General features: G+C 49.6%; 23 protein-coding genes, 2 tRNA genes and 1 riboswitch. Of the genes, 6 read left to right on the plus strand and 19 right to left on the minus strand.

Annotated features, from left to right (window positions below; genetic code table 11):
• Positions 1–3 precede the first annotated feature (3 nt).
• The 5 genes from GOM71_RS09810 to GOM71_RS09830 all read right to left on the minus strand — a co-directional run bounded on the left by GOM71_RS09810 (position 4) and on the right by GOM71_RS09830 (position 4,538).
• The gene (locus GOM71_RS09810; protein WP_156280428.1) at positions 4–486 is read right to left on the minus strand and encodes a hypothetical protein; all 483 of its coding nucleotides are present in this window, start codon (positions 484–486) and stop codon (positions 4–6) included.
• 176 nt (positions 487–662) lie between these two features.
• On the minus strand, positions 663–1,322 hold the full coding sequence (locus GOM71_RS09815; protein WP_156280430.1) for a TerC family protein: 660 nt from the start codon (positions 1,320–1,322) through the stop codon (positions 663–665).
• A 63-nt stretch (positions 1,323–1,385) separates the two neighbouring features.
• Positions 1,386–2,603 carry a tRNA uracil 4-sulfurtransferase ThiI gene (thiI, locus tag GOM71_RS09820; protein WP_156280432.1) on the minus strand — a complete coding sequence of 406 codons (1,218 nt, stop codon included), beginning with the start codon at positions 2,601–2,603 and terminating at the stop codon, positions 1,386–1,388.
• A gap of 2 nt (positions 2,604–2,605) precedes the next feature.
• Positions 2,606–3,766 carry a cysteine desulfurase family protein gene (locus GOM71_RS09825; protein ID WP_156280577.1) on the minus strand — a complete coding sequence of 387 codons (1,161 nt, stop codon included), beginning with the start codon at positions 3,764–3,766 and terminating at the stop codon, positions 2,606–2,608.
• A gap of 97 nt (positions 3,767–3,863) precedes the next feature.
• Complete coding sequence (locus GOM71_RS09830) at positions 3,864–4,538, minus strand: lytic transglycosylase domain-containing protein (protein ID WP_156280434.1); 675 nt, start codon at positions 4,536–4,538, stop codon at positions 3,864–3,866.
• Between the two features lie 618 nt (positions 4,539–5,156).
• On the opposite strand from GOM71_RS09830, the gene GOM71_RS09835 reads away from it, so the two are divergent.
• The gene (locus GOM71_RS09835) at positions 5,157–5,600 is read left to right on the plus strand and encodes a DUF5680 domain-containing protein (RefSeq protein WP_156280436.1); all 444 of its coding nucleotides are present in this window, start codon (positions 5,157–5,159) and stop codon (positions 5,598–5,600) included.
• Positions 5,601–5,930: 330 nt separating this feature from the next.
• Here GOM71_RS09835 and GOM71_RS09840 read toward each other — a convergent pair whose 3' ends face one another.
• The 12 genes from GOM71_RS09840 to GOM71_RS09895 form a co-directional block, all read right to left on the minus strand.
• A complete protein-coding gene (locus GOM71_RS09840; protein WP_156280579.1) occupies positions 5,931–6,518 on the minus strand; it encodes a nitroreductase family protein in 588 nt (195 codons plus the stop codon).
• A gap of 136 nt (positions 6,519–6,654) precedes the next feature.
• A complete protein-coding gene (locus GOM71_RS09845; RefSeq protein ID WP_173275463.1) occupies positions 6,655–8,262 on the minus strand; it encodes a DUF2339 domain-containing protein in 1,608 nt (535 codons plus the stop codon).
• Positions 8,259–8,936, minus strand: coding sequence for a YwaF family protein (locus GOM71_RS09850; protein ID WP_156280440.1), 678 nt, complete (start codon positions 8,934–8,936; stop codon positions 8,259–8,261). The genes GOM71_RS09845 and GOM71_RS09850 overlap by 4 nt, the downstream gene beginning before the upstream one ends.
• Before the next feature lie 75 nt (positions 8,937–9,011).
• Positions 9,012–9,734, minus strand: coding sequence for a response regulator transcription factor (locus GOM71_RS09855; protein WP_156280442.1), 723 nt, complete (start codon positions 9,732–9,734; stop codon positions 9,012–9,014).
• On the minus strand, positions 9,727–11,190 hold the full coding sequence (locus GOM71_RS24955; protein WP_173275466.1) for an ATP-binding protein: 1,464 nt from the start codon (positions 11,188–11,190) through the stop codon (positions 9,727–9,729). Before GOM71_RS24955 ends, GOM71_RS09855 begins: the two co-directional genes overlap by 8 nt.
• 129 nt (positions 11,191–11,319) lie before the next feature.
• On the minus strand, positions 11,320–12,048 hold the full coding sequence (locus tag GOM71_RS09865) for a DUF6081 family protein (RefSeq protein WP_156280446.1): 729 nt from the start codon (positions 12,046–12,048) through the stop codon (positions 11,320–11,322).
• Between the two features lie 37 nt (positions 12,049–12,085).
• Positions 12,086–13,003 carry a prenyltransferase gene (locus tag GOM71_RS09870; RefSeq protein ID WP_156280448.1) on the minus strand — a complete coding sequence of 306 codons (918 nt, stop codon included), beginning with the start codon at positions 13,001–13,003 and terminating at the stop codon, positions 12,086–12,088.
• A 156-nt stretch (positions 13,004–13,159) separates the two neighbouring features.
• Positions 13,160–13,903, minus strand: a complete 744-nt coding sequence (locus GOM71_RS09875) for a hypothetical protein (protein WP_156280450.1) — start codon at positions 13,901–13,903, stop codon at positions 13,160–13,162.
• A complete protein-coding gene (locus GOM71_RS09880; RefSeq protein WP_367649533.1) occupies positions 13,900–14,601 on the minus strand; it encodes an ABC transporter ATP-binding protein in 702 nt (233 codons plus the stop codon). The genes GOM71_RS09875 and GOM71_RS09880 overlap by 4 nt, the downstream gene beginning before the upstream one ends.
• Positions 14,598–14,987: a GntR family transcriptional regulator gene (locus GOM71_RS09885; protein ID WP_367649534.1), complete on the minus strand. Its 390-nt coding sequence runs from the start codon at positions 14,985–14,987 to the stop codon at positions 14,598–14,600. The genes GOM71_RS09880 and GOM71_RS09885 overlap by 4 nt, the downstream gene beginning before the upstream one ends.
• A 647-nt stretch (positions 14,988–15,634) precedes the next feature.
• Entirely contained in the window at positions 15,635–16,978 is a 1,344-nt protein-coding gene (locus GOM71_RS09890; protein ID WP_156280452.1) for a GH1 family beta-glucosidase, read from the minus strand.
• Positions 16,979–17,171: 193 nt separating this feature from the next.
• Entirely contained in the window at positions 17,172–18,959 is a 1,788-nt protein-coding gene (locus tag GOM71_RS09895; RefSeq protein ID WP_156280454.1) for a methyl-accepting chemotaxis protein, read from the minus strand.
• Positions 18,960–19,037: 78 nt separating this feature from the next.
• Positions 19,038–19,128, minus strand: a riboswitch (cyclic di-GMP riboswitch).
• A 113-nt stretch (positions 19,129–19,241) separates the two neighbouring features.
• On the opposite strand from GOM71_RS09895, the gene GOM71_RS09900 reads away from it, so the two are divergent.
• From GOM71_RS09900 to GOM71_RS09910, 3 genes are all read left to right on the plus strand, one after another.
• Entirely contained in the window at positions 19,242–19,451 is a 210-nt protein-coding gene (locus GOM71_RS09900; RefSeq protein ID WP_156280456.1) for a YrzA family protein, read from the plus strand.
• Positions 19,452–19,531: 80 nt separating this feature from the next.
• Positions 19,532–19,607: transfer RNA gene (locus tag GOM71_RS09905), tRNA-Thr, on the plus strand.
• Between the two features lie 9 nt (positions 19,608–19,616).
• Positions 19,617–19,693, plus strand: a tRNA-Pro gene (locus GOM71_RS09910).
• A 104-nt stretch (positions 19,694–19,797) separates the two neighbouring features.
• Here the strand turns inward: GOM71_RS09910 and GOM71_RS09915 are convergent.
• On the minus strand, positions 19,798–20,973 hold the full coding sequence (locus tag GOM71_RS09915; protein WP_156280458.1) for an acyl-CoA dehydrogenase family protein: 1,176 nt from the start codon (positions 20,971–20,973) through the stop codon (positions 19,798–19,800).
• A gap of 85 nt (positions 20,974–21,058) precedes the next feature.
• Between GOM71_RS09915 and GOM71_RS09920 the strand changes: the two genes are divergently transcribed.
• Complete coding sequence (locus tag GOM71_RS09920) at positions 21,059–21,718, plus strand: YdcF family protein (protein ID WP_367649535.1); 660 nt, start codon at positions 21,059–21,061, stop codon at positions 21,716–21,718.
• A gap of 6 nt (positions 21,719–21,724) precedes the next feature.
• Here the strand turns inward: GOM71_RS09920 and GOM71_RS09925 are convergent, their stop codons facing one another.
• Positions 21,725–22,903, minus strand: coding sequence for a MalY/PatB family protein (locus GOM71_RS09925; protein ID WP_156280462.1), 1,179 nt, complete (start codon positions 22,901–22,903; stop codon positions 21,725–21,727).
• A gap of 199 nt (positions 22,904–23,102) precedes the next feature.
• Between GOM71_RS09925 and GOM71_RS09930 the strand changes: the two genes are divergently transcribed.
• The gene (locus GOM71_RS09930; protein ID WP_156280464.1) at positions 23,103–24,326 is read left to right on the plus strand and encodes an MFS transporter; all 1,224 of its coding nucleotides are present in this window, start codon (positions 23,103–23,105) and stop codon (positions 24,324–24,326) included.
• The last annotated feature ends 6 nt before the right edge of the window (positions 24,327–24,332 follow it).

Below are 24,332 nucleotides of genomic sequence, written 5' to 3' on the forward strand. Positions count from 1 at the left end.
TTACTACCAGCGAGCTCTTCTGCCGAACATCATCCACACGCCCGCGCCGATCATCACGATCGCAATGGCATATATTCCCCAGCTCCAAAGCAGCACAAGCATGAGGAAGATAGCGGAGAAAGCAGCTAACACTAGCGACGCTGTAAGCACAACACGTTCCCGGGAATTGCCGAACAAATAATATTCGTAAAGACCGACGGCAATGCCGAAAATAAACAGCGGCCACAAATATTTAATGGTATCCCATCCAAAAATGTTGCAAACCATAAACAGCAACGCATATACCGTTAAAATTCCGCCCGGTACAAGTACGGCTGCCGGAAATAATCTGCCGAAATAAAACACATGCAGAAGAATTCCGGGAATAAGGACGAGCAGCGGCCAAAAAATTGCCCCCAAAAAGCTGAATACACCAAGCTTGCCCAGTAAAATAACGACCCCTGCCAGCAATACAATAATTCCAGCGGAATATTTGTTATTAGGCATTCGCTTTCCGCTCCTTACCTACGTCTGCCGCGTCAACGACGAAAGACGACAGTTTTTATCTTTTTTAATCTTTTCTATTCTAAAGGAAGTGAGATGAAAATACCAGCGGGAACCGCAGGAACCGCGCAAAAAAAATCCCGTTCACAATATGCTTGTGAACGGGATGTGAAATTTTTTCATGCGCGCCTTCTCCACAAAATGCCAGCGATAATGACAAGCGGGACGCAAAAGAGCGGGATCGCTTGAACCAACGTATCGTGACCGTGAAACAATAGCGATTGCGCGCCGGGATCATGGACGAGCATCTCTCCTGACGCGAAACCAAGCAGTCCCGCTCCGATATACACAAGCGCAGGAAATTTGCTTAGCAAAACCGTGAGTAAATGGCTGCCCCAAATAATCATGGGTATGCTCAGGCCGATGCCAAGCAAAATAAGTATAGGCTCGCCTTCCGCTACTGCCGCTATGGCAAGCACATTATCCAGACTCATAATAAAGTCGGCTGCGACAATGGTTCGGACAGCATGGCTTAAAGACTTTGCTTTCTTGACCGTATGAATTTCGCCTCCGCCGCCTGCATCGACAAGCAGCTTTACAGCGATATACAGCAGCAAGACCGCGCCGACAGCTTGCACATAAGGCGTTTGCAGCAGCGAAATGGCGGCAAGCGTCAACAAACAGCGGAGCCCGACTGCTGCAAGCGCTCCCCACCAAACCGCTTTCTTCCGCTGATGCGGCGGCAAATGCTGGCTGGCCATAGCGATGACAACGGCGTTGTCTCCGCTGAGCAGCAAATTAATTAAAACAATTTCCGTAAACGTGATTATAGCGTCCAATCGTCGTTCGCCTCCTCCTCTACAACCTGTATGTCCAAGAGAGGAGGAATATGTCCTAATAAATTAAAACCAACGATCTTCTTCCGTTGTCTCCGCTGCCGGAGCATCCGGCGTGAGCGAGAGCATCTCCGTGCCTTCGACTGCTTCATCGATCATCCGATTCAGCTCTTCAATCGAAGCTTCCGTATACTCGACAACCTTTAAATTCGGGTTCGTGGCCGGCGACTTCGGCAAGAACAGCGTACAGCAGTCCTCATAAGGCAAAATCGACGTTTCAAACGTTCCGATGCGAACCGCTTCATTAATAATTTCCTGCTTGTCCATCATAATGAGCGGCTTAATTAACGGCTGCTGCGTCGCCCGGCCGATGACGTTCATGCTTCCGAGCGTTTGGCTCGCCACTTGCCCCATGCTTTCGCCGGTAACGATACCGATCGCGCCGCGCTTCTCCGCCAGTTGCTCCGTGATGCGCAGCATCGCTCTTCTCATGAGCGTAATGATTAGGTTATCCTGCTTCGCTTGCGCCAGCCTTGTCTGAATTTCTGTAAATGGCACAAGATGAAGCTTAAGCGGAACGCCTGCATAGTAGCTAAGCCGTTTGGCAAGCGTTATGACCTTCTCTTTCGCCTTGTCGCTCGTAAACGGATAACTGTGAAAGTGAACCGCCTCCAGCTCCAAGCCTTTGCGCATTGCCATCCATCCCGCTACAGGGCTGTCTATGCCGCCAGACAGCAGCAGCATCGACTTTCCGTTTGAGCCAAACGGAAAGCCGCCCGCGGCCGATTCCATTTTGACAAACAGATAGACGGCTTCCTGCTGCACGTCAACCCGCAATTCGACTTCGGGATTGTGCACGTCTACTTTCAATTCCGGAGTTGCCCGCAGCACATGCGAGCCGACCAGATGATTCAATTCGTTCGACTGATGCGGGAAAGCTTTCCAAGCCCGTTTGGAGCTTACTTTAAACGTTTTGGGCTGCTGCTCAAGCGAGCGAATAAGCTCAAGTGCGGCCTCCTGTATTCGTTCCAGCTGAAGTTCAACCGAGACAACAGGGCTAAAAGACGCGATTCCGAAAACATCCTTCAAACGTTCGGCGACCGGCTCGTAGCTTTCCCCGTTGAGATGGATCATTAGACGTCCGTAAGTCTTAACATAGCTTAATTGTTTAAAAGAACGCAGCGCTCCTTTAATTTGCCGCAACAATGTATTTTCGAACTGGGACCGGTTCCGGCCCTTCATAAACAGGTCGCCGTATCGGACATAAATTTTATCATAAATCATTATTAGGTTGCGCTCCTTTCAAGCGGTCTCAGCTTGTTCACCATTTGATGAAGCGCTGTAATCAATGCAGAAACATCCTGCTCCGTATGTTCATCGCCAAAGCTGATTCTAACGCCTCCAGACGCCCGTGCGATATCCGCTCCCATTGCGAGCAGAACGCGGCTCGGCTTGCTGTCCTTGGACGAGCAGGCCGATTTGGTCGACGCAATAACCCCATTCTCTTCCAGCATATGCACGATAACTTCCGGCTTCATGCCGGGATAGGAAAAATGGACAATATGCGGCGCCATCGATTCAGCATCTTCCGAGCCATTCAAAAGCAATTCCGGCATTGCGCGAATAGCCTCCACAAGCCGGCTGCGCAGCATGTCCATTTGCCGGCGTCTATCGCCCATCGCCTGCATGGACATCCGCATCGCTTTAGCCGATGCAACGATTCCCGGTACATTTTGCGTGCCGGCCCTCAGTCCCCGTTCTTGCGAGCCGCCGGACAACAGCTGATGCAGTTGAACTCCCTCTCGAACGTACAAGAAGCCGACGCCTTTCGGACCGCGAAGCTTATGCGCCGAACCGCTTAGCAAATCAACACCCCAGCGTTTCGGCTCTACTGGAAGCTTGCCGATGCTTTGTACCGCATCGACATGAAACAAGATGCGCGGATTGTTCGCTTTCAGCATCCTGCCGATCTCGGCGATCGGCTGAATGGAGCCGACTTCATTGTTGACATGCATGACGCTTACCAATATGGTGTCCTCGGTCAATGCAGCTTGCAGCCTGTCAACTTCAACATGTCCGCTGCTGTTTACCGGCAAGTAAGTGACTCGAAAGCCATCCCGCTCCAGCTGTGCAAAAGCGTCGTAAACCGATGCATGCTCGATTTGCGTCGTAATAATATGATTGCCCCGGCTGCGGTATTGCAAAGCAGCGCCTTTTATCGCTAAATTATTGCTCTCTGTCCCGCCTGATGTAAAAATCCATTCCTCCGGTTTGACGCCCAACAGGTCGCCCAGAAGCGCCCGCGATCTGCCGAGCAGCTTATCCGCATCGGCGCCTGCGCGATGAATGGAGGAAGGATTGGCATAATGCAGGCTCATCACTTCCGACAGCGTCTGAATGACTTCAGGATATGCGGGAGTCGAGGCGCAATGGTCAAAATATAACATGCTCACAACATCTTCTTTCTATAACGTCGTTAAAACAAAAAGATCAACGACGGCTTCCGCAGCAAGCGGCTTGCTATCGTGATCTTCAAGCGTAAGATTAATATCTGGCTTGCAGCACTTTCGTTATATAGCGCTGGGTTTCTTCCGGCAGCGTATGCAATTTGGCGGCAAGGTCGCCGTCCGTTGAAATTCCCAAACGATCCACACGGCCCGGGCCGGCATTGTATGCGGCTAACGCCACCTGCACATTGCCCTCATATTTCCGAAGCAGATAGGCTAAATACTTCGTGCCGCCATCGATATTTTGCGCAGGGTCCAAAGAATTCGTCACGCCAAGCGACTTAGCCGTCGCATCCATTAATTGCATCAAGCCTTTGGCTCCAGCTGATGATACCGCTCCCGGATTGAATCCGGACTCGGTGCGAATTACGCCTCGAATGAGAGCAGGATCGACGCCGTATTTGGCGGCTGCCGATGCAATCAGCGATTCATAGTTGCCGAATGCATCGGACTCGGTTCCAGCAGAATCCAAACTGTATACAGGCGGCAAGCCCGATAACGGTCCAAGCAGTTCAGAAGGCAAAGTCGCAAGACCTGCTGATCCCGAACCGTCCAAAGACCCGTTCTGATATTGGTTTAGCAGCATTTCGAACAAGGAGGAATCTCCGTTGCCGTTCGTTGAGGAAAGCGAGCTCTCGACCATCTGCGGATCAAGGCTTGGTCTAATTTGATATTGTAAAATCTGTGTCATCGTACGCGGATCGATGCTCATATTTACCTCCTGGCCAACTATTCACGTTACTCAATCAGGTTATAAATATTGTATCGGTTTTTATTGTACATGTTTTTACTCCCTTCGGCTAGTCCGGCTCAGAAGAACGCTATTCATATGCAGAACATTTAGGTTATTCGCAAACTGCCCGTTTAAATGGCTCGTTTGACTTCGACCAAACCTCTAAAAACAGCCCGGACGTTCTGTAACGGGTTCCGTTTTGGGGTGCAAAGCATCAAATTGACACAAGAAATGACGCTCAAACCGACAACAGTTTGGAGCGTCATTTTTCTTTATATATCAATGGGGTTGTTGATTTAGCAAAGTTGCGTATTTAAAAAAAAGCAGTTGGAAAACCAAAAGTTTCATCATCCATTGCCTACTATTGACCAAGGCTGGTATCAAGTAAGTGCGACTACCGATTTATCATCTTATGAACCTAAAGACATTGCTAAAATGGTTTTGAAAGTTAATGACAAGTCAAATAACGCATTCATGCAACAAATTCGTAGGCGTATCAATAGTCCATGTGTCCAAATTTTCCAGAAAATGATTCCTAAATCGGAACAAATGTTCTATACTTACCTTGATATCCCATCTTAATGTTGAGGTGAAAATATGGATAAGACTTTTGTTATTGATTTTTTGATTAAAGCAAAAAATGCAACTTATGCAGGGAAAGGTCCTGAGAATCCCCCCTCTCGTCCAGCTTCCCATGATTTATCCTTTGAAAAGGACAATCTTAAGTATATCGACACCTATCTAGGTTCAAAAAGCTTTGCTGGTGAAGAAGCTCTATGGGAAAACAATAATCCGTTTTGGGCGATGAATTATGTTGGACGAGTTATTGCCGATAGTTTTAACGGCGATTTCTTGAAAGAAGCTTTGCAGCATGTGCCAGAAGACTTGCCATTTAGAGGTCCACAATTGTATACGCGGGATAATTTCTCTTATAAATGCACAGTTCATGGAAATTTCGAGTGGTTCCATGGACGTGAAGAAATTTTCAACGGAGACACTCTAGTGTACGAGTGCATCTTTCACGGTGGTAACATTTCATAATTTCTCATACGGCTACATAACAGTTTAAATGCGAAGTAAATAAGATAAGGGTGGCATTTGCCACCCTTTTTTGATTCAAAATCCACCCTGGGACAATACAGAAAATAGACAAGCGAAAAGAACCTAAAAACGGCAAATAGAATGCTTCTTGGAAATTATAGAAAACCAATCAATTGACTTAACACGCGCAAAAAAACTGTTCCAGCCTTTGGTTTAAAATCAACAAAAAGACGTGCCAGTTGGCACGTCAATTTGCATGTCATTTACAACTTTCGCACCTTAAAACGGAACCCGTTACGTTCCCTGCCCGAAGCTGCCTTTTTACATCAATTATTTATATACCTTAACCCGTTCTTCGATTGGTGCAAACTGCTTTTCGCCCGGCTTTGAAGTCGGCTTGCCGAACGGCATTTGCGCGATCAGCTGCCAAGAATCAGGCACGCCCCACGTTTTTTTCACCTCGGCATCAATCAACGGATTGTAGTGCTGCAGCGATGCGCCGTAGCCTTCACTCTCTAGCAGCGTCCAGACCACATACTGAACCATGCCGGATGATTGCAGCGACCACTTCGGAAAATTGTCCGCGTAGGAGGCGAATTGTTTCTGCAGCCCTTCAACAACGGCGTTGTCTTCGAAAAAAAGAACGGTGCCTGAGCCGCTTTTAAACGCCGCCATCTTCTCAGCAGTAGGACCGAACTGATCGGCGGGAACAATAGCGCGCAATGTTTCCTTCGTCAAATCCCAAAACTTATCATGGCTGCCGCTAAGCAATACGAGCGCACGGGCGCTTTGCGAGTTAAAAGCGGACGGCGTATATTGGACAGCGTCCTTTATTAGAGAAACGAGTTGTTCTTCAGATAATATTTGTTCTTTGCTAATACCGTAATAAGAACGTCTGGCCTTTACCGCTTCCAGCATAGCACTTGCACCCGATACTGCAGTCGACAAGTTGAATCATCCTCCCGCAATGGATTTATGCGACTGAGCGCATTTCGCAGTTAGAATCTCCATTTGTGCCCGCCTGTATGAATGCTGAAATTAGGAAATAAACCTGTTACAGTCGGGTCTGATCTTGGTGTTGTGCCTGCTCTTTATTAGGTAAAGCGCTCCATCTCCCGTTAATCCACGTAATCGTAAAAGAGATTGCGCCTAACAGAAGCAACGCCATTACTTTGTACAAGCTTTCTTGGCCGCTCAAATCCATAAATATCGCTTTTATTGCGACGAACACGAGCACGACGGAACCAAACCATTTATACCATTTCTCTCTTTGGAAAGCCCCCCACAGAAACAGCAGAAGCGCATAGATGCCCCACGTTACGGTAAGCGTAACGTTCATATAAACGGAAGGCGCATCAGGGAAATATTCAGTGAATATGTTCTCGATCTGACGCGACAGCAAGCCTCCGATGATGAAATGCGACAGCGCGGAGTAGACATTTGCAAGCACGCGATTAGCCGTTTGCCCGAATTCGTCGATGCGAAGCCTTGTTGCATAATAGAAGCCGATTGCGGCCAGCAAAACCCATGCGATCGCTCCCCAGTTTAAGAATGGAATATAGACGCCAAACCATTCGCCTCTCGGCGTGCTCCACGTAACCACATACCAGTAAAGTCCGACGAAAAACCAGATCGACACCGAAAAGATGGTGGCAATAAGCCATTTATTGAACTGACCGAGAAGCACAAGCGCGACAGCAACGCCCCCCCATATATAAACGTTGACCAGAGGCTTAATTTCCATGCCGCTTCCTGCCTGATTAAGCGACAGAAGAATCAGGAACAATCCAACCGTCCAGTAGACGGCCGCAGCAACGTCTACTTTGAGGAGCAATCGGTTAACCACTGTGCCCGAGAGCAAAAATACGAAGCCGATCAGCGCAATCGGATAAGCGTAATGAAGATCGTTTTGCCAAATGAGCAGCGACCAAAAACCGAATAACACGCCGTTCGCGATGCCAAGATACATATCCAGCCCTTCAAAACTCCGTTTATTGTACCAAGACGACACGAGGAAAGCGATCTGATAGAACAGGAACGCCGACAACGCATAACGAATCGCCATGCTCCATACGCCATCCAGCGACGGCTCGAAGTGAAAGAAATATACGGCATACAATATCCAGGTCCCGCAAAAAGCGGCGATTCTCAGTTCCAGCCAACGTTTAACCACACTCAAATAGATAAAAGCCGCATTCATTACGAGCAAATAAAGAAACAAGGCGAATACTTGATCCGTTTCCGGACGCATCATAAGCGGAGAAATAATGCCGCCGGCCATTGAAATGTTGACGAGCAGTCTGGAATGGTTCCGATAGGCGTACAAAGCAAGCACTACGGTAACTAGCCCCATACCGAGCAGCACCGTTAACGAATCGAGCAGTTCGTAATAGATGCCTGAAAACGATATCGTCATGTAGAGTACCGATGCGGCGACACCCATTACGATTTGGCTGACTACCGCCCATTTCGGTTTGCTCGCCAGATTGTACCCTGCCGCAGCAAGGCCGGCGCCGACAAGCAGCCCGATCGCCATTTTCATCGAATCGGTCACCCAGCCTCTGTCAACTGTATATTGAAACAGTGTAATGAAAGCAACGAGCACGAACAGGACGCCAAGCATCGAAGTCCAATACTTTTTCATCATTTCACCGAAATTCATCTTATTTCTCCTCCTGATTTCTTGTTTTGAAACGGAATATTCGCCAGCCTCATAGCGGCCCACAACAACAGGCAAAGGCCAAACGCGACCATCTCCAGTTGAACCAAGTACCACGGCCATGGAGCAAGCCAGTCAAGCAGCGACGCTGTGGAAGGCTTGCGGGCAAGAAACATAAAATTAGTACCGGCAATACCATTGACGATTGCAGCGGGCACCGCCAGCGCCTGGAGCCAGACAAAGGCTCGCAGCATCGATTGGAAGCCAGGCCGGTAACCGTCAACGGCTGCCATGAACACACATACCGAAATGATGCATATATGCGCGATATAAAAATGGAAATAACGGAAATGCGGGTAGCTAACATCCAAGTTTGGCGTCAGCAGCGCTTGCATCGCGCCCAGAAGGCCAAGAAAAAAGACGATGTCGCCCAGCTTCCGCTTTCGTGTCACGAGAAACGCCGCAGACAGTAAAACCATCATGCTGCATAGCTGCAGCGGAAGCGAATGCACGCCCCAATCCCCTTCGATGATGTACCAGCATTGGAATGAAACTTCACAGGCGATAAGCAGCGCGGCAAGCATATTGCTGAACGCGCTGTTAACCCTTTGCTTTCTTAGCGGCTTGCGGAGCAGAACGATTGCCGCTGCAATTGCGGCGGTCGCCAGCAATTCCATTGCCGATCCCTCGCTTTCCTTATCGTTCTATATGCTCAATTTAAAAGTTTGACGGCAAAAAAAATAGTACCAACTTCAGTTGGTACCATCGCTGTTGCGGCCGCATTCTCCGTCTTTCTGGAACAAGCCCATCGCCTTCACCTCGCGGGCTGCTTCCTTCGAACCGTTAAACGGCAATTTTTTCAACAGATTGTTGATATGGTTTTTGACTGTTCGAACCGACACAACCAGCTTGTCGGCAATTTGCGTTTGCGTATAGCCCTCATCGATGAGCTCTAACAGTTGAAGCTCGGATGGCGTAATTCTGTCGCTCATTTTTTTCGCTTCAAACTCCCGCTCCAGCCGCTTCAGCCGCCGGAACTCTTCGCGCATTTGCTCGGCCGCTATGGCGCTGATCGGCGAAGCGCGCCGGGCTGCCGAACGGATCGCATCGGGCAGCGCCTCGAAATCGGATTTGATTTGATAGTCGATTGCTCCCGCTTGAAAAGAGCTGATAATGAGCTCCTTTTCCTCCATAGAGGTCAGCATTATCACTCTCGCTCCGGTCGCGAGCGCGGCTGCTTCCGCTAATCGAATGCCTTCCGGCTGTCCCTGCAGCATAATATCCATTAGCATGACATCCGGTGGGCCAGTCATTGTTTGGCCAATTGCCGCTTCAGCATCTTCCGGCCGGCTTGCCGTAAAGACTAGCTCGAAATCAGGCTGTCCCTTTAAATACGCCGTTAGTCCGCGAAGCCAATCCGGATCGTCCTCCACAATCGCGATTCGAATCTTCTCACCGGGATTTCTCTCATCCATTCGCTCGATCTCCTTCTATCGCCTGGCCCTGTGACCGGCTGCTTCCGAGGGAGCCTTTCGCATCAGCCAGAGCCGCCCGAACCGCTTTCTTGCGAAATACAAGCTGGATGGCGGTTCCTTCCCCTCGTTTGCTCGTCAGCTGTAAATTGCCCCCGTGCTTTCTCATTACATTGTATGCATAAGGCAATCCAAGACCGAAATTGGCGCCGTCTCCTCTTTTCGTCGTATAAAACGGTTCCAGCGCCTTTATCGCCTGCCCGCGGGTCATCCCCGGACCGGTATCGGCAATTCGCACAAGTATTTCCCGCTTCGCTTCCTTCATTTCAACAGTCAATTCTCCTTCTCCGCCCATCGCTTCCAGCGCGTTATTGATCAGGTTCGTCAGCGCTTCGGCAAGCTGGGCACGATCGATCTCGACCTTCCAGCCCTCAATCAATAGAACCCGAAGCTGAACAGCGCCAAGCATTGGCGTGAACGACTGCAAATGGGATGCGATAAATTCGCCAAAGTCGACGGCAGCGGTGCGAAGCTGCAAATCCTCGGTTCGATGATGAACCCTATAGATCATTTCCTGAATGTGCCGCGACGTATTGAGCACCGTTTCAACGTCTGCAAGGAGCTCCGGTTGATTCGTCGCAATCGCATGCGCCTTCATCTTTTCACCGAACAGCCTTAACTTTCCAACATCGTTTTTGATCGCATGGTTCAGTATGGCAGTCCCGGATGTAACGGCGCGAAGCGTCGTATCGAGTCGGCGCCGTTCGATCAAAATCCGCACGCCAAGAAATCCGTATGTAAACATGCCTATTACAAAAATGGTAACGCCAACGCCTACAAACCACGTATTGTATACCCACATACGCAGCAAGCCAAAGCTCGGCAGCACATAGCTCATTGTCATGCTTAGAAGCACCGTTGGGAGAACCGCCATGCACACGATAATATGCTTTCTCGTCTGCGATGCAAAACCGTTCCGTTTAAGCAGTACGTTAACCGTTCCGAACAGCATGTAGGGCACGGTCCACCACACGATAATGTTATGGGATACAGGACGAACTTCGTTGTAGCCGGGGGTAAATATTAAACAAAGCGCAATCGGCAGAAACAACAGCAAAGGCAGCCCGATGCCGAGTTTGGACAGCTTGCCGATCGGCCTGTACGAAAGCGCAAACATCAGAAATGTGAACGGCAAGCCGTAATAGGAAGTCAGTGAGGATGCCGCTTGAATCATATACAGCAGCTGCTCGGCCGTTTCGCTCGTGCCTGGATTGGCGAGCTTTACGTACGGAATGAGCGTTCCGTCAATAACGGCCGCGAACGCCCCTGCGCCGCCGGTGAACGCCACGCCGCTCAGCCAGCGGTTCGTCGCAAGCCGCGGATCGGATAAGAGCAATATAAGGCCGACGATCCATAATGCAATCAGTACGAATAACATTTTGAGCAGTCCTTTCGTCACAACCAGTCCTATTTAACATATAGCGGACCGTTATCATCGTCAAGCATGCATTGCCGAGCGTAACGCAAAAAAAGAACTCGCTGCGAGATTTACGCGTTTGCGAGTCCTTAATAAGCTTCCTATAGATCCTTACTCTGTTACTGTTATCGTAATTGGAGAATATTCGCCAATGACCGTCTGGCCATGCACCGACACGCTGCCTTCAGGCGTTAAATCTTTCTCGGTCATAATGCCAAGAGCAACCGTAAACTGATTGAACTTGACCGGCACGCCTTTCTCCCGGCGCACTTCGCGTCCGTTCACATAAAATACGATTTCATCCTCGGAACGATTGTACGTAATTTTGTACGTATTGAATTCACGGGCGTTAAAGTCGGTATCCTCTTTAAAAATGCAGAAGAACCGCGTTTTGTCCGATTCCGGAACCGGCACGCCCGGGAACGGAAGCACTGCGTATACGCTCGCATATTTGTCATTGCCTGCAAAGAAATCAAGCGCGCCGCCTGTAGTGAAATCGAGCAGATTCAGCGAAACATAGCCGTCGTACAAATCGCCGGGAGCCGTATTCTGCGAACGGGCGCGAATTTGCAGCTCAAAGCTGATTTCGCCTTGCTCCGGCACTTGTACCGGCTCGGCGGAGTAATACATATGTTTAGCGTTGTCGAGAATTTGCACTTTATCATGGCTGCGGCTAAGCGGCGCTCGCACATATAGGATGCCGTTGCGCACAATAACGACCGCATCCGGCTCGCGGTATTGCCAGAACGAACCGTCAGGCAGCTTAAAGCCGCCGATTGTCCATACTTTCCCTTCGTCGAGAATCGTATCAAAATCGCCAAGTGTCCATTGTTTTGCCATCGTTATTCCTCTCCTCCTGATGAATTTATTCGTATTGCTAGATCAGTCCTTGCACGATTAATGCGGCAATCATAATGATACCGCTGCGGATCGTCGCTTGAAGCGAACCGCCCATTAGAGGCAAGTACGCCGGCGACGGATTCGTCTCCGTTAGCTTGCCGTACACCTTGTTAAGCGGCCAGATTGTCAGCAGCGCCAGCAAAGCATAGAACGGGAGCGCCCCGAAAATGACGCATACGATTAGTGCTGTATAGGCGAGCAGCATGAGCGACCTCGAGAATTGCAGCGCACGGCGTTCGCCCCAAACGACGACCAGCGTTCTTTTGCCGGCTTGCTTGTCCGCTTGCCAGTGCAGGAAGTGGTGATTGAACAGGATCAGTGTCGTTAACAACCCAATAGGCAGCGAAAGAAGCAGAGCACGGTAATCCAGATGCGAGGTTTGCACATAATAAGCGCCGGCTACCGGCAGTACGCCGAAAGAGAGCAATATCGCAATCTCGCTATACCCTTTTCCCCGATAGCCGAAGCGGATCGGAGGCGCGACATAGAAATAAGCAAGCAGCGCGCCCAGCACGCCGAACACAAGCACCATCCAGCCGCTAATGATGGATAAAATAATGCCGCAGGCCGCAGCGACTGCGAAAAGCCCCCACGTAACGGCCGCAAACGTTCGCAATTGCCAAGTTCCGTTCGTCAAATAGCCGGAATTCGTCGAGATGGCGCCTTCCGTCGACTTCGCGGCTTCGTCTGTTCCGTTATAATAGTCCCATAAGTCATTAATCATATTCGAGAATAAATGAACGGCGGCCGACCCGATTAAAGTTAATAGAAATAAGCCAAAATGGAATGCACCGTCCCATACAAAAGCGCCCAGCGCGCCCAGCGCGACGGGTATAAGCATAACAGGCAGCACTCTCGTTCGAGCCGCCTTTTTAAATTGCGTCAATCGTTGCATTTCCTGTTCCCCTCTGTTTATTATCGCATCGTACAATGGTCGTCCACTCCTAATTGAACCACTCTAAAATCGGCGAGTCAACAGCAAGAAAAGGGCGAATGCTTCAAATAATGACAAAAAAGGACGGCCCGATTTGTCCGGAACCGTCCTTAGTACCTATAACTGAACTCGCTTGTTCAGCAGTTTAATTATTGAATAAAAAATCAGCACTGCTGCAACCAGTTGAATGAGCGAAGATCCCCAAGTTTGCGTCGTCCATAGATCAAACTCCATCGTTACATTTTCGGATGTAGAATTGATTTGGGTGATCTTACCATTCACGTCGCTTTTGTAAATCAAATGCTCAAGCCACGAAATGAACAGTTGAATGCCAAAAAATGTTGCGATGCCAAGCCATGGACCAAGCTTTTTACGGTAAACCGACTTCGCGATCGTAATAGCAAAAAAGATGACTAAGACCATGAACAACAGATTCCATAGGCTAAGAAATATGCCTCCGGCAACGTTTGTCAGCGTCACTAGCAAAGGATCGAATGCGAGCTCATTCACTGCATCATACAGCAGAATATAACCGTAAACGGCCGCTCCAAGCACGATAAATCCGAGTAAGCCCCACACGAGCGGCGACAGCACCGTCCAGCCGCCCGATACAGGCAGCAGCCGCCGGCTGTAAGAAGAAATATTGCTCGCGTAGGTTTTGCACATGAGAAAGATGTTGGCTGCGCCAAGCCATGCAAATCCAAGCATGCTTAGCACGAACAACAGCTCTTTGCTCCACTGCGGGCGGCTGCCTCCGAACAAAAGCAAAGCTTCAACGATAATAAACACGGCAGCGACCCCAATAATGACAGAGCTGTTGCGTTTCCAATCATACTTCATTATTTTCAGCAAATCGCTCATGACTCGGAATACACCTCCTTGAAAAGCTCTCCAACGCTTTTGCCGCGCTTCTGCCTAATATCCTCAACGCCCTCATGCAGAACAAGCTCGCCGCTGCGAATAAAGACGACTTCGTCAAAAATGCGTTCTATATCGTTGACAAGATGTGTGGAAACGAGAATACAGCTGTCTTCGCTATAGTATTGCAAAATCGCATCCAATATTTTGTCGCGGGCGATCAGGTCAACGCCGCCGATCGGTTCGTCAAGCAAGTAAAGCTTTGCATTTCTCGAAAGCGCCAGCGTCAATTGCAGTCTTTCGTTCATTCCTTTTGAAAGCGAGCCGATCCGCTCGTCGCCTTTCAAATTCATGAACGCAAGCATTTCACGTGCTTTAGCTGTGTCAAAGTCGGAGTAGAAATCTGCGTAATATTGAACTGCGTCTCCCGCCTTCATCCAGCTTTCGGTCAGCGGCCGGTCCGGCAAGAAGGAAGTAAGCGCCTTCGTTTGCAGTCCCGTCGCCTTTCCGTCAACCTGGATGGTGCCTGATGATGGCTGCAGCAATCCGGCAGCCATTTTCATCAATGTGCTTTTGCCGCTGCCGTTGCTGCCGAGCAATCCGACGATTTTTCCGCCGCCAAGCTCAAGGGACACATTTTTCAAAGCTGCCTTCGATCCGTAGTTTTTCGATACAGATGAAAGTTTCAACAAGCTGCTCACTGCTTTCCACTCCCCTTTGCATCGCTGCCAGTCACCGCTTCGGCAACAATCGAAACGATGTCATTGCTTTCGAAGCCAAGCTCCTTCATGCCTTGCACGAAACGATCCAGCAAATCGCCAGCCATCTCTTTCTTAATGGTCATTATGGTCGCCTCCTCGCTCGTTACATAGCGGCCAAGACCTCGTCTTGTCTCGACTATGCCTTCCCGCTCCAGCTCTTGAAACGTTCGCTGAATCGTGTTCGGGTTAATTTGCAGCTCGGCTGCAAGCTCCCGTACCGAATCGATCTTATCGCCCGGCTTCAGCTTCCCGACAATAATTTGCCGCTTCATATAGTTCATAATTTGCAAGTATATCGGCTGATTGTTGTCAAATGTCATCGTCACAATGGGCAATCCTCCTTCTTATTCGCGGTAGATGGCGCGGGCTAAATGCGCTGCGTGTGCCATCGTGTTAGTGTTATAGTTGAATAGTACACTAGTAAATGGAGAAAGTAAAGCCTATTTTTCACTTTATTTTACAAATTGAGAATGGGGACTATCCTCTGTAATACTTCGGGTGAGTCGTAGCGCGGGAATTACAGGTATGTATGATCGAGGCGAGCATGAAAGATAGTCTGTGCAGCTAATCGGGAGTTCGACCGTTAGAGTGCGGCCGGTTTCGGAGTTTGCATGATATCGTTGCCCGTTGGCCAGATTCGGAGTTTGCGAAGCAGCTTCGCTCATTAACGAATACATTTGCGCTATCTCCAGCCATTTAGTTCGATATCCTAAAAGTACGAAGGCAAGTTCGCTTTTAAAGAACTTGCCTTCCCCATTAGCGAAATATGGTGCTCTAATGCCAATCTGCCTCCGTAAAACGGTCCATTTAGCGAATATCGATTCTTTATTTTGCGAAGCAGCTTCGTTAACGCCTTGAGATACGGTTCATTGGTTGAGTCTTCAGTTGGACGGCGTTGACTGCAACAGCGGAATACAAATTAAAAAAGACGGTTCAGAATTGCTCCTGAACCGTCTTCATCAACCGCAGCGTGTTAAACTTCCAGCCAGCCGCTCGCGATTACGTTTTTATACCAGTAATAGCTGCTTTTTGGCGTGCGCTCAAGCGTGTCGAAGTCGATATGAACGAGACCAAACGGCTTCGAATAGCCAAACGCCCATTCAAAGTTGTCCATCAGCGACCACACCATGTAGCCTTTCAAGTTCACGCCGGATTCAAGCGCGCGGTGCAGCGCCAGCACATGCTTGTGCAGAAACTGAATCCGGTTGTTGTCGCGAACTTTGCCGTCGACTTTGTCGGCCTCGTAGCAGGCGCCGTTTTCGGTAATATAGATCGGAAGCGCGCCGTACTCGGAAGTAATCCAAGTCAATACGCGGTAGAAGCCTTCCGCATAAATGTTCCAGTCAAAATCAGTTTTCTCATAGCCCGAGCTGATTTCTTGGCTGTCGTAAATATCGTTGCCCGGCGCATAACGAACGAGGCTACCTGTGTAGTAGTTGATACCAAGGAAATCGATCGGCTGATTAATGATTTCCATATCGCCTGCTTCGATTTTTACATTGAAGCCTTTCGATGCATACCATTCTACTACTTCCTGCGGGTATTCGCCTTTCAGCACCGGCGAAAGGAACCATTGGTTGAACGAAGCGTTGCGCAGCAGCGCCGTGCGAATGTCATCTTCGTTCGAGCTGTATGGTTCGCGCCATTCCGTATTCGGAGCGTATCCGATTTCGCCTTCTATGCCCAATTCTCTGAAACGTTTCACCGTTTTGCCGTGCGCGACAAGAATATGGTGGGCAACGTCCAGCGCCGCTTGCATATCTTGTTTGCCAGGAGCGTGCGCCCCTATGTAGTTCGACAAAATCGAAATGCACCATGGCTCGTTCAGCGTCAGCCACTTTTTAACCTTGCCGTTCAGACGGTTGAACACAACCTCCGAATAATTTACAAACGCATCGATTGTAGAACGGTTTTCCCAGCCGCCTTGATCCTGCAGCGTTTGCGGCAAGTCCCAATGGTACAGCGTAACAAATGGCTCAATGCCGTTCGCAAGCAGCTTGTCTACAAGCTCTTCGTAATAGGCTAGACCAGCTTCGTTTACAGCGCCGGTTCCTTGCGGAATGATACGCGGCCATGCAATCGAAAAACGGTAAACTCTCGCTCCGAGCTCTTTCAGCAGACGCACATCGTCATCAATGCGGTGGTAGCTGTCGCAAGCGACGTCGCCTGTATGTCCGAAAAGCACTTTACCCGGCGTTTTGGAGAAAGTATCCCAAATGCTCAGGCCGCGACCGTCCTCATTATATGCTCCTTCGATCTGGTAAGCCGCAGTAGCGGTTCCCCATAAGAAATCTTTCGGAAATTGAATTGTACCCATTGTTTCCAAGCCCTCCAATAACAGTATCGTTCTACTCCGTAAGCATTTGCCTAGTTTTGCGAAGCAAAACTTACTCCTTGCGGAATTTGCTCCAAGAAGTGTCCGCTTTATGATATAACGAGTTCCATTATATTGCCTCAGAGGCGTGAATTGCTACTCTCAACATGACTCGAATGACGTTGTGGTGACTTTATTACACTTTAAAAATGGACGCCTTCTCCTTAAGCAGCACCGATGATTGCTTCAAATCTTCCGCGAGCGAGCTCAATTGATCAGAAACAGCATTCTGCTCCCCGGATAAGCCAGTCATCAATTCCATCTTCCCGTTCACATCCTGCGACGTATGCAGCAGCTTGTCCACCGCCGTAACGATATGGGTCATCCCGGCCGTAATTTCTCCGATGGCGGTCGAAATTTCCTTAACCTGCTCGGAAAGCGCTCCGCTTTGCCGCTCTAATCCTTTAAACATCTCGCTTGCCGAAACCGAAGCCGTTTTCGTTGTCGAGATGACCTCTGCGAAAACGTTCAGACGATCGCTGCTGGAGGAAATATCTCCCTGGATCAGATGAAGCTCCTTTGTAATGTTCTTAGAGAATGTTTCCGTTTGTCCCGAAAGCTTGCGGATTTCTTCAGCGACAACCGCAAAGCCTCTGCCGTGTTCGCCTGCACGAGCCGATTCAATCGAGGCGTTGAGCGACAGCAAATTCGTTTGCGTATTCAAATCCTGAATGCCGCCCAAAAACTTCGTAACATTGCCGAAACGCTCTACAATGCGTCCGAAAGCGTCCTTGACGAGCTCAAACTGCTCGACCGTTTGGTTTACTTTGTCCACGACGCCTTCCATGTCCAGCGAGCCTTCCATTGAGGATTGCCGCATTTGCTGCATGTCGCCGTTGATATATTCTGTGGAAGCGGCGATTTCCTCTGAGCTTGCCGATATTTGCTCCGTAACGGCCGAGATAGAAGAGGCATCGTCATATTGGGAAAGGAGCGTTGCCGTTCCAACCTTAATTTGGCTGCTAACTCCTTCGGAAGCAGTCCGGTTACGGCCGATCATATCGCCCATTGAATTGGACATGCTTAACACGGTGCCGCTCACTTCGAGTGTCGCTTTAATTGTATCGCGCAGCTGGCCTCCCATCTCTGATAATAGCCGATCGATTTCGCCCAGCTCATCATGCCGATTCAGCGTTTGCTCGAAAGTAAAATCGCTATTTTTATACGCATTGATCCTTGCCATAACACTCTTTAAACCTTTTTTGAGGCTTTGGCTTAGCGCATAGGACATCAAGAACGGCAGTACGGCAAGCAAAATGACATTAATAATAATGATCGTGTTGGCTGTATTGACGCTCCGCTCCAGCCGTTTCTCATTATCGGCAACATCCTCGCGCATTCGTTCCTGAATCGAAGTACTGGCATAGTTCAGCGTAATGGTATAGATGCCGGTTAGCTCTCTGACGCGCAGCGATTTCATCTCGCTCGTCATATCCGTATCGACCACCGTAAAATTGTTCAGACTCTCAAACGCAAGGTTGAACACTTTTACGACGTTTGCATATGGCATTTCTCCATCTTCAACCGGGTATTTGCGGTCGATTTTTTGGAAAGTGACTTCTAAGCTCTTCAGCATTTCGGGCAATGCCTTTAAGTTCATTTGGATCCGTTCCGCGTAGGAATCTCCATTGTTAGAAGCGTTGGCCTGGTTAGAACCGCTGCTGCCGTTCTCTATGGTATCGATCATCAGAAGCAGCGATTGAAGCATCGAATCTTCAATTTCTTTATATTGCCTCTCAGCATTGCTCAGCTCCCTGGAATCTTTCACCGCGCCTGATACCGATAAGTTTTGCGTGTAAATAAGGATGCCCGAGCCAATGTTGAATAAAGTAATGAGAGTGGTAATAAGAAGCAGTTTGGTAGATATGTTCCGTTTGCTTACGAGCATGGCCGCCTGTTTCGACCATTGGTTCCATTGTTTCATCTGTCAGTTCTCCTCTTCTTTGCCTGAAAAAGAATAAAGCTACCCGGCCAGATGGACGAATAGCTTTCGTATTCATTATCTGGCGGCTTGGCTGCCTTCACTGTCGTCAGACAGCCTTAGGTCCATAGCTTTGCGTCCTTACCTTTCGATAAGTTTGCCTTTTTCGGATTCATGGGTGTGTGAACATCGTTTGACACCGTTCTTTTCTGCTGGATGGACGCGTTCGAACGAATTGCCTTATAATAGTCACAAATAACTATATCGGATGAAGGAGGGCTCAATATGAGCTTTCGATTGGATTTAATAGAAAATAAGGTAGAGTTTTTCGAGGCGAATGACTTGCGGTCGCTGGAGCAGCAAATCGACAGGCAAATCGAAAATAATAAGGCGCTGTTGCTCGATGTCGCTTCCGTTCAGCACCAAGCCGCATTTAATCCAAATACGGGCAAAATGCATTACAGCGCGGTCGTGCTTTTCAAAGTAAAAAAATAAATTTAATAAAGATTTAAAAAAAGGGTTGCATAATCGTATTTGTTTATGGCATAATACTTTTTGTGTCCGATACTTAATATGCCGGTGTAGCTCAGTTGGTAGAGCAACTGACTTGTAATCAGTAGGTCGTGGGTTCGACTCCTATCGCCGGCACCATCTTTTGGACGGGACGTAGCTCAGCTTGGTAGAGCACCTGGTTTGGGACCAGGGGGTCGCATGTTCAAATCGTGTCGTCCCGACCATCCTTTCAGACATAACCGAAGCTTGATTCTATCAAGCTTCTTTTTTATTGCCCGCAAGATAAGAGCGGAAGCGATTCGAAGATCGCTTCCGCTCTTTTTCGCGCTTATAACAATGCCCGCTTCGCCAGCCCTGTAAGAACGACGTCATCCATCGGCGGATTATGCAGCCCCGCCCGCACGTCTCGATACATCCGCTCCAGCGGCAGCGTTCGAGAAAGGCTTGTTCCGCCTACTACCCGCATCGCCAAATCGACAATGCGCAGCGCGCCGTTCGTCGCGGCATATTTCGCCAGTCCCAGCTCAGGCCGCAAGCTCTCGCGCCCGGACGGATCTTTGTCCCAACGATCTGCGACGCTGTACAGCAGCGTTCTTGCCGTAATAAGCTCCGCTTCCAGCTCGCCCAACTGACGCTGAATATTAGGCAGTTCAGCTATTGAACCGCCATTCAGGCTGTTTGGCCGGTATTCCTTCGCAAATTGGATTGCAAAATCGCGCGCCGCATGGGCGATGCCGATGTAACAGGCCGGTATATGAAGCAGCGCGCCGCCGTAGTCTGAAGCGATAGCCGCCGGACGTATTGCGGCTCCTTCTGCCGAAGCAGCTTCTGCGATAAAAACATCGTTCAACAACAAATCATGGCTGCCAGTCGCCCGCATCCCCATCGTATTCCAGGTTTCTTCTATCGTTATGCCGTCTCCCATGCGAACAAGAAACTCACCGACTCGTTGTTCTTCTTCCACCCAAGCCGTCACCGTGAAATGAGTCGCTATCGGGCTTAGCGTGCTGAACGTTTTCCGGCCGTTGATCAGCCAGCCGCCTTCGCACCGTACAGCTGCCGTTTCCGGCCTGCCGCCGCGGCTTGGGCTTCCAGTCGCTCTTTCACTTGCGTAATTGTTAAAGTACGCGCCGTGAAGCACAACCTCACCACATAGCTCGGCGTAAAGCTGCTCCGGCCATGCTCGCGTAATGCGCAGCTGCAGCAGCTGTCCCAGATGCCAGCCGACCGCAAGCGCTGTCGAGCCGTCTCCGCGGGCAAGATGGTCTTGCGCCAGCACCAGCTCATATAGGGAAGCCTCTTCCCCTCCATAAGCTTCCGGCACCGTCAGTTTCGTATATCCGCTCGCGGAAAGGTCGGCAAAATTTTGAAAAGGAAAGCTGCCCTCTCGGTCATGCCCCGAAGCCCGCTCAGCAAACCCGACCGCCAATCGATCCGATCTTGCCGCAATGGCCGCTTCCCGATCATTTCGGATAAAAGGATCCTTCGCATATGTTGCCGTCATATCGGCTCATACCTCCTTGCTCAAACGCTATAGCTATTAATAAAGGACAACCATATCTCTTCTAACTTATCACAAAGCGCGCGAGGTGGCGAAACATTTCACGATTCCGTTCGTCTACATTACTATGACTATTTCGAAAAAAAGCATCAAACGCAGCGTAATTGCATTGTTTCTGTTCACCTTGAGCTACTTGCTTTTCAACGCGTACAGCATTTGGACATTCGGAGAGCACAGCGCGCAGCGCGCACCCTTATATGCAGACGCCGCCGTCGTTCTTGGCGCAGCCGTATGGGACGGAAAGCCTTCTCCCGTATTTCAGGCCAGAATTGATTACGGCATCAAGCTATATAAGAAAGGCTATGTGCGAAAAATTATTTTTACAGGCGGAAAAGGCCACGGAGGAAAATGGGCAGAAGCGGAAGTTGCCCGGGATTATGCCATTAAGCAAGGCGTAAGTTCTGCACATATTTTAGTGGAGACACAATCGAAAATTACGGAGGAAAATCTATTGTTTACGCGCAAACTTGCCAAGGCTAGCGGTCTGAGCACGTTTGCGATTGTAAGCGATCCGCTTCATATGAAACGTTCGATGACTATGGCAAAAAAGCTCGATATGGACGCCTATGCAGCGCCCACACCGAACTCTGCTTACAAGAGCATGAAGACGAAGCTGCCTTTTCTGCTCAGAGAGCTGTTCTATTATACCGGATATGTCGTATTATCTCCCGTTCGTCCCGTTCATTGACGCCTTTTATTTAAGAGCAAGCTTGCCCGCATTGCAAAATTGCTCCAGCGCTTGAGCGACAATGGACCTCGGAGCCGCAAGATTAATCCGCAGCCAGCCTTCGCCCTCAGTTCCGAACGTAGAGCCGAGGCTAAAGGCTACCTTCGCTTCCTCAACCATCCATTTTTTCAGGCTGCTCTGCGCGATGCCAAGCCCTCGGCAATCCACCCAAAGCAAGTACGTGCCGTCCGGCAGGAGCGGCTTGACCTCAGGCAAATGTTGGGCCAAATATTGCAATGCAAAATCGAGGTTGCCTTTCACATAGGCCAGCATTTCATCCAGCCATTGCTCCCCTTCGTTATAAGCGGCAATAATGGCGGCCTCGATAAAATGGTGCGGGTAATTCAATCCAAGCACTTTCAATCGCGTATCGATGCGGCGTTTCCATTGCTTATTCGACGTAATAAGGAATGAGGTTTGAACGCCCGGCAAATTGAACGTCTTCGTCGCAGCAGTACATATTATCGTTAGTTCCGCTATCTCCGGCGACAAGGACGAAAACGGTGTATGCTCGTGTCCAGGGAACGTCAAGTCGCAATGAATTTCGTCGGAAACAACCGCAACTCCGTATTTTATGCAAAGAGCGCCGACTGCCTCCAGCTCCGCTCTCGTCCAGACGCGTCCGCCGGGATTGTGGGGACTGCAAAGAATAAACAGCTTTGCGCCTTCTGCGAACAGCTGCTCCAAATGGGCAAGATCCATCTCAAATCGGTTGTTTCGCTGTACGAGCGGGTTTTTCGCTACAATGCGGCCGTTGCCTTCGATCACTTCATAGAAAGGCGGATATACCGGCGTTTGAATGACGACGCGGTCCCCGGGAGCGCTGAACTGCTCCACGCAAACGCTAAGCGAGGTCACAACAGTCGGCGAGTCGGAAATCCAGCTCGGATCGACTTGCCAGCCATGGCGCCGGTTAAACCAGCCGGCAATCGCCTCGTAATAGTCATTCGAATGTGTCGTATAGCCGTACACGCCAAGCTCAGCGCGTTTGACCAGCGCTTCTTTTATCGCAGGCGGTACGCTGAAATCCATATCTGCAACCCAAAGCGGCAGCAAATCGTCAGCACCGAAAATCCGCTCCATATCATCCCATTTGTACGATCTCGTATTCCGTCTATCAATAAGTTGGTCGAAATTATTATTCATGAGGTGATACATCTCCGTTTCGGCTTAATATATGTTCCTATCATGATAACAAATGAGAAGATAACAAAAAACCAATCAAACAACTGGGCATTACATAAAAAAAAGCCAAGATCCAGCATTGCGCTTCATTATGATGAGCAGTTATTATGTGCTTACCTTTACTAAGCTTATTAAAAGCAACTGAACAGGAGTCAGCATCATGAACAAACCGACACAGTCTATTCAAGCAACAAACAGCTCGTCTGCGACAAGAGCATTCCCCTTATCGCTCATCTGCCTTACTATCGGAGCCTTCGCAATCGGCATGACGGAGTTTCTGGTCATGGGATTGCTCCCGAATGTGGCGAAGGATTTACATGTAACGATCTCGCAAGCCGGCCAGATCATTACCGCGTACGCGCTGGGTGTCGCGATCGGCGCTCCGCTGCTAACCATGCTTACTCACTCTCAGCCGAAGAAGAAACTATTAATCGGGCTGATGGGTATTTTCATCCTTGGAAATGCGCTCTCGATGATAGCGCCGACGTACCCGCTTCTCATCGCGGCCCGAGTGTTGACCGCGCTTGCGCACGGCACCTTTCTTGGCGTCGGATCGCTAATCGCCACTTATCTTGTCTCGCCAGACCGACGCGGCAGTGCCGTCTCGATCGTTCTTGCCGGCTTAACGATCGCTAATATTATCGGCGTACCGATTGGTACGTTTATCGGCCAGCATTTTGGCTGGAGAGCCTCTTTTGGCGTCATTACTGTACTTGGCGTTTTCTCGCTTCTCGGCATTATGAAATTTATTCCGGTTATCCGCGAGAGCCACACTACAAGCCTCAAGCAGGAGATACGGAGCGTGTTGAAGCCGCAGGTGCTGCTTACGCTTCTCGTCGGCTTGTTTGGCTGCGCCAGCCTGTTTGCGTTATTCACTTATATTTCGCCCGTACTGCAATCGATCACCGGTTACCAAGAGAGCAGCGTAACCTGGATACTCGTTATATTCGGCATCGGCGTAACGATCGGCAATATGATCGGCGGCAAGCTGGCCGACTGGAAACCGCTCCCTTACCTTGCCGCAAACTTTGCTGTGCTTGCGATCATTTTGGCCGTTCTGACAGCCGCGTTGTCTAATCCGATTCTCGCTGTCATCACGATATTTCTTTGGGGTGTAGCCGCATTTGCCATTATGCCGGGCATTCAACTGCGAACGATGACGCTCGCCGGAGACGCGCCGATGCTAACGGCCACAGCAAACCACTCGGCGTTGAATGTTGGCAACGCGCTAGGCGCATACACAGGCGGACTCGCCATTACGCTGTTCGGCCTGCCTTCGCTCACATGGCTGGCGGCAGCGCTCGCCGCTTTCGGCTTGATTGGCATCGGCTTTAGCAGAAGATTAGACCAGTCGATCAAGCAAAAAGCGAAAATGCAAAAATAGCTAAAC

The sequence above is a fragment of the Paenibacillus sp. NEAU-GSW1 genome (assembly GCF_009737085.1).
GTDB lineage: Bacteria > Bacillota > Bacilli > Paenibacillales > Paenibacillaceae > Pristimantibacillus.

What these genes read in the sequence shown, in the direction of transcription:
- GOM71_RS09895 (WP_156280454.1), bottom strand. Translation starts at nt 18,959, where the DNA reads ATGAAACAATGGAACCAATGGTCGAAACAGGCGGCCATGCTCGTAAGC.
- GOM71_RS09915 (WP_156280458.1), bottom strand. Translation starts at nt 20,973, where the DNA reads ATGACGGCAACATATGCGAAGGATCCTTTTATCCGAAATGATCGGGAA.
- GOM71_RS09830 (WP_156280434.1), bottom strand. Translation starts at nt 4,538, where the DNA reads ATGAGCATCGATCCGCGTACGATGACACAGATTTTACAATATCAAATT.
- GOM71_RS09840 (WP_156280579.1), bottom strand. Translation starts at nt 6,518, where the DNA reads ATGCTGGAAGCGGTAAAGGCCAGACGTTCTTATTACGGTATTAGCAAA.
- GOM71_RS09835 (WP_156280436.1), top strand. Translation starts at nt 5,157, where the DNA reads ATGGATAAGACTTTTGTTATTGATTTTTTGATTAAAGCAAAAAATGCA.
- GOM71_RS09930 (WP_156280464.1), top strand. Translation starts at nt 23,103, where the DNA reads ATGAACAAACCGACACAGTCTATTCAAGCAACAAACAGCTCGTCTGCG.
- thiI (WP_156280432.1), bottom strand. Translation starts at nt 2,603, where the DNA reads ATGATTTATGATAAAATTTATGTCCGATACGGCGACCTGTTTATGAAG.
- GOM71_RS09900 (WP_156280456.1), top strand. Translation starts at nt 19,242, where the DNA reads ATGAGCTTTCGATTGGATTTAATAGAAAATAAGGTAGAGTTTTTCGAG.
- GOM71_RS09870 (WP_156280448.1), bottom strand. Translation starts at nt 13,003, where the DNA reads ATGCAACGATTGACGCAATTTAAAAAGGCGGCTCGAACGAGAGTGCTG.
- GOM71_RS09865 (WP_156280446.1), bottom strand. Translation starts at nt 12,048, where the DNA reads ATGGCAAAACAATGGACACTTGGCGATTTTGATACGATTCTCGACGAA.
- GOM71_RS09855 (WP_156280442.1), bottom strand. Translation starts at nt 9,734, where the DNA reads ATGGATGAGAGAAATCCCGGTGAGAAGATTCGAATCGCGATTGTGGAG.
- GOM71_RS09845 (WP_173275463.1), bottom strand. Translation starts at nt 8,262, where the DNA reads ATGAATTTCGGTGAAATGATGAAAAAGTATTGGACTTCGATGCTTGGC.
- GOM71_RS09810 (WP_156280428.1), bottom strand. Translation starts at nt 486, where the DNA reads ATGCCTAATAACAAATATTCCGCTGGAATTATTGTATTGCTGGCAGGG.
- GOM71_RS09850 (WP_156280440.1), bottom strand. Translation starts at nt 8,936, where the DNA reads ATGGAATTGCTGGCGACCGCCGCAATTGCAGCGGCAATCGTTCTGCTC.
- GOM71_RS09925 (WP_156280462.1), bottom strand. Translation starts at nt 22,903, where the DNA reads ATGAATAATAATTTCGACCAACTTATTGATAGACGGAATACGAGATCG.
- GOM71_RS09875 (WP_156280450.1), bottom strand. Translation starts at nt 13,903, where the DNA reads ATGAGCGATTTGCTGAAAATAATGAAGTATGATTGGAAACGCAACAGC.
- GOM71_RS09825 (WP_156280577.1), bottom strand. Translation starts at nt 3,766, where the DNA reads ATGTTATATTTTGACCATTGCGCCTCGACTCCCGCATATCCTGAAGTC.
- GOM71_RS09890 (WP_156280452.1), bottom strand. Translation starts at nt 16,978, where the DNA reads ATGGGTACAATTCAATTTCCGAAAGATTTCTTATGGGGAACCGCTACT.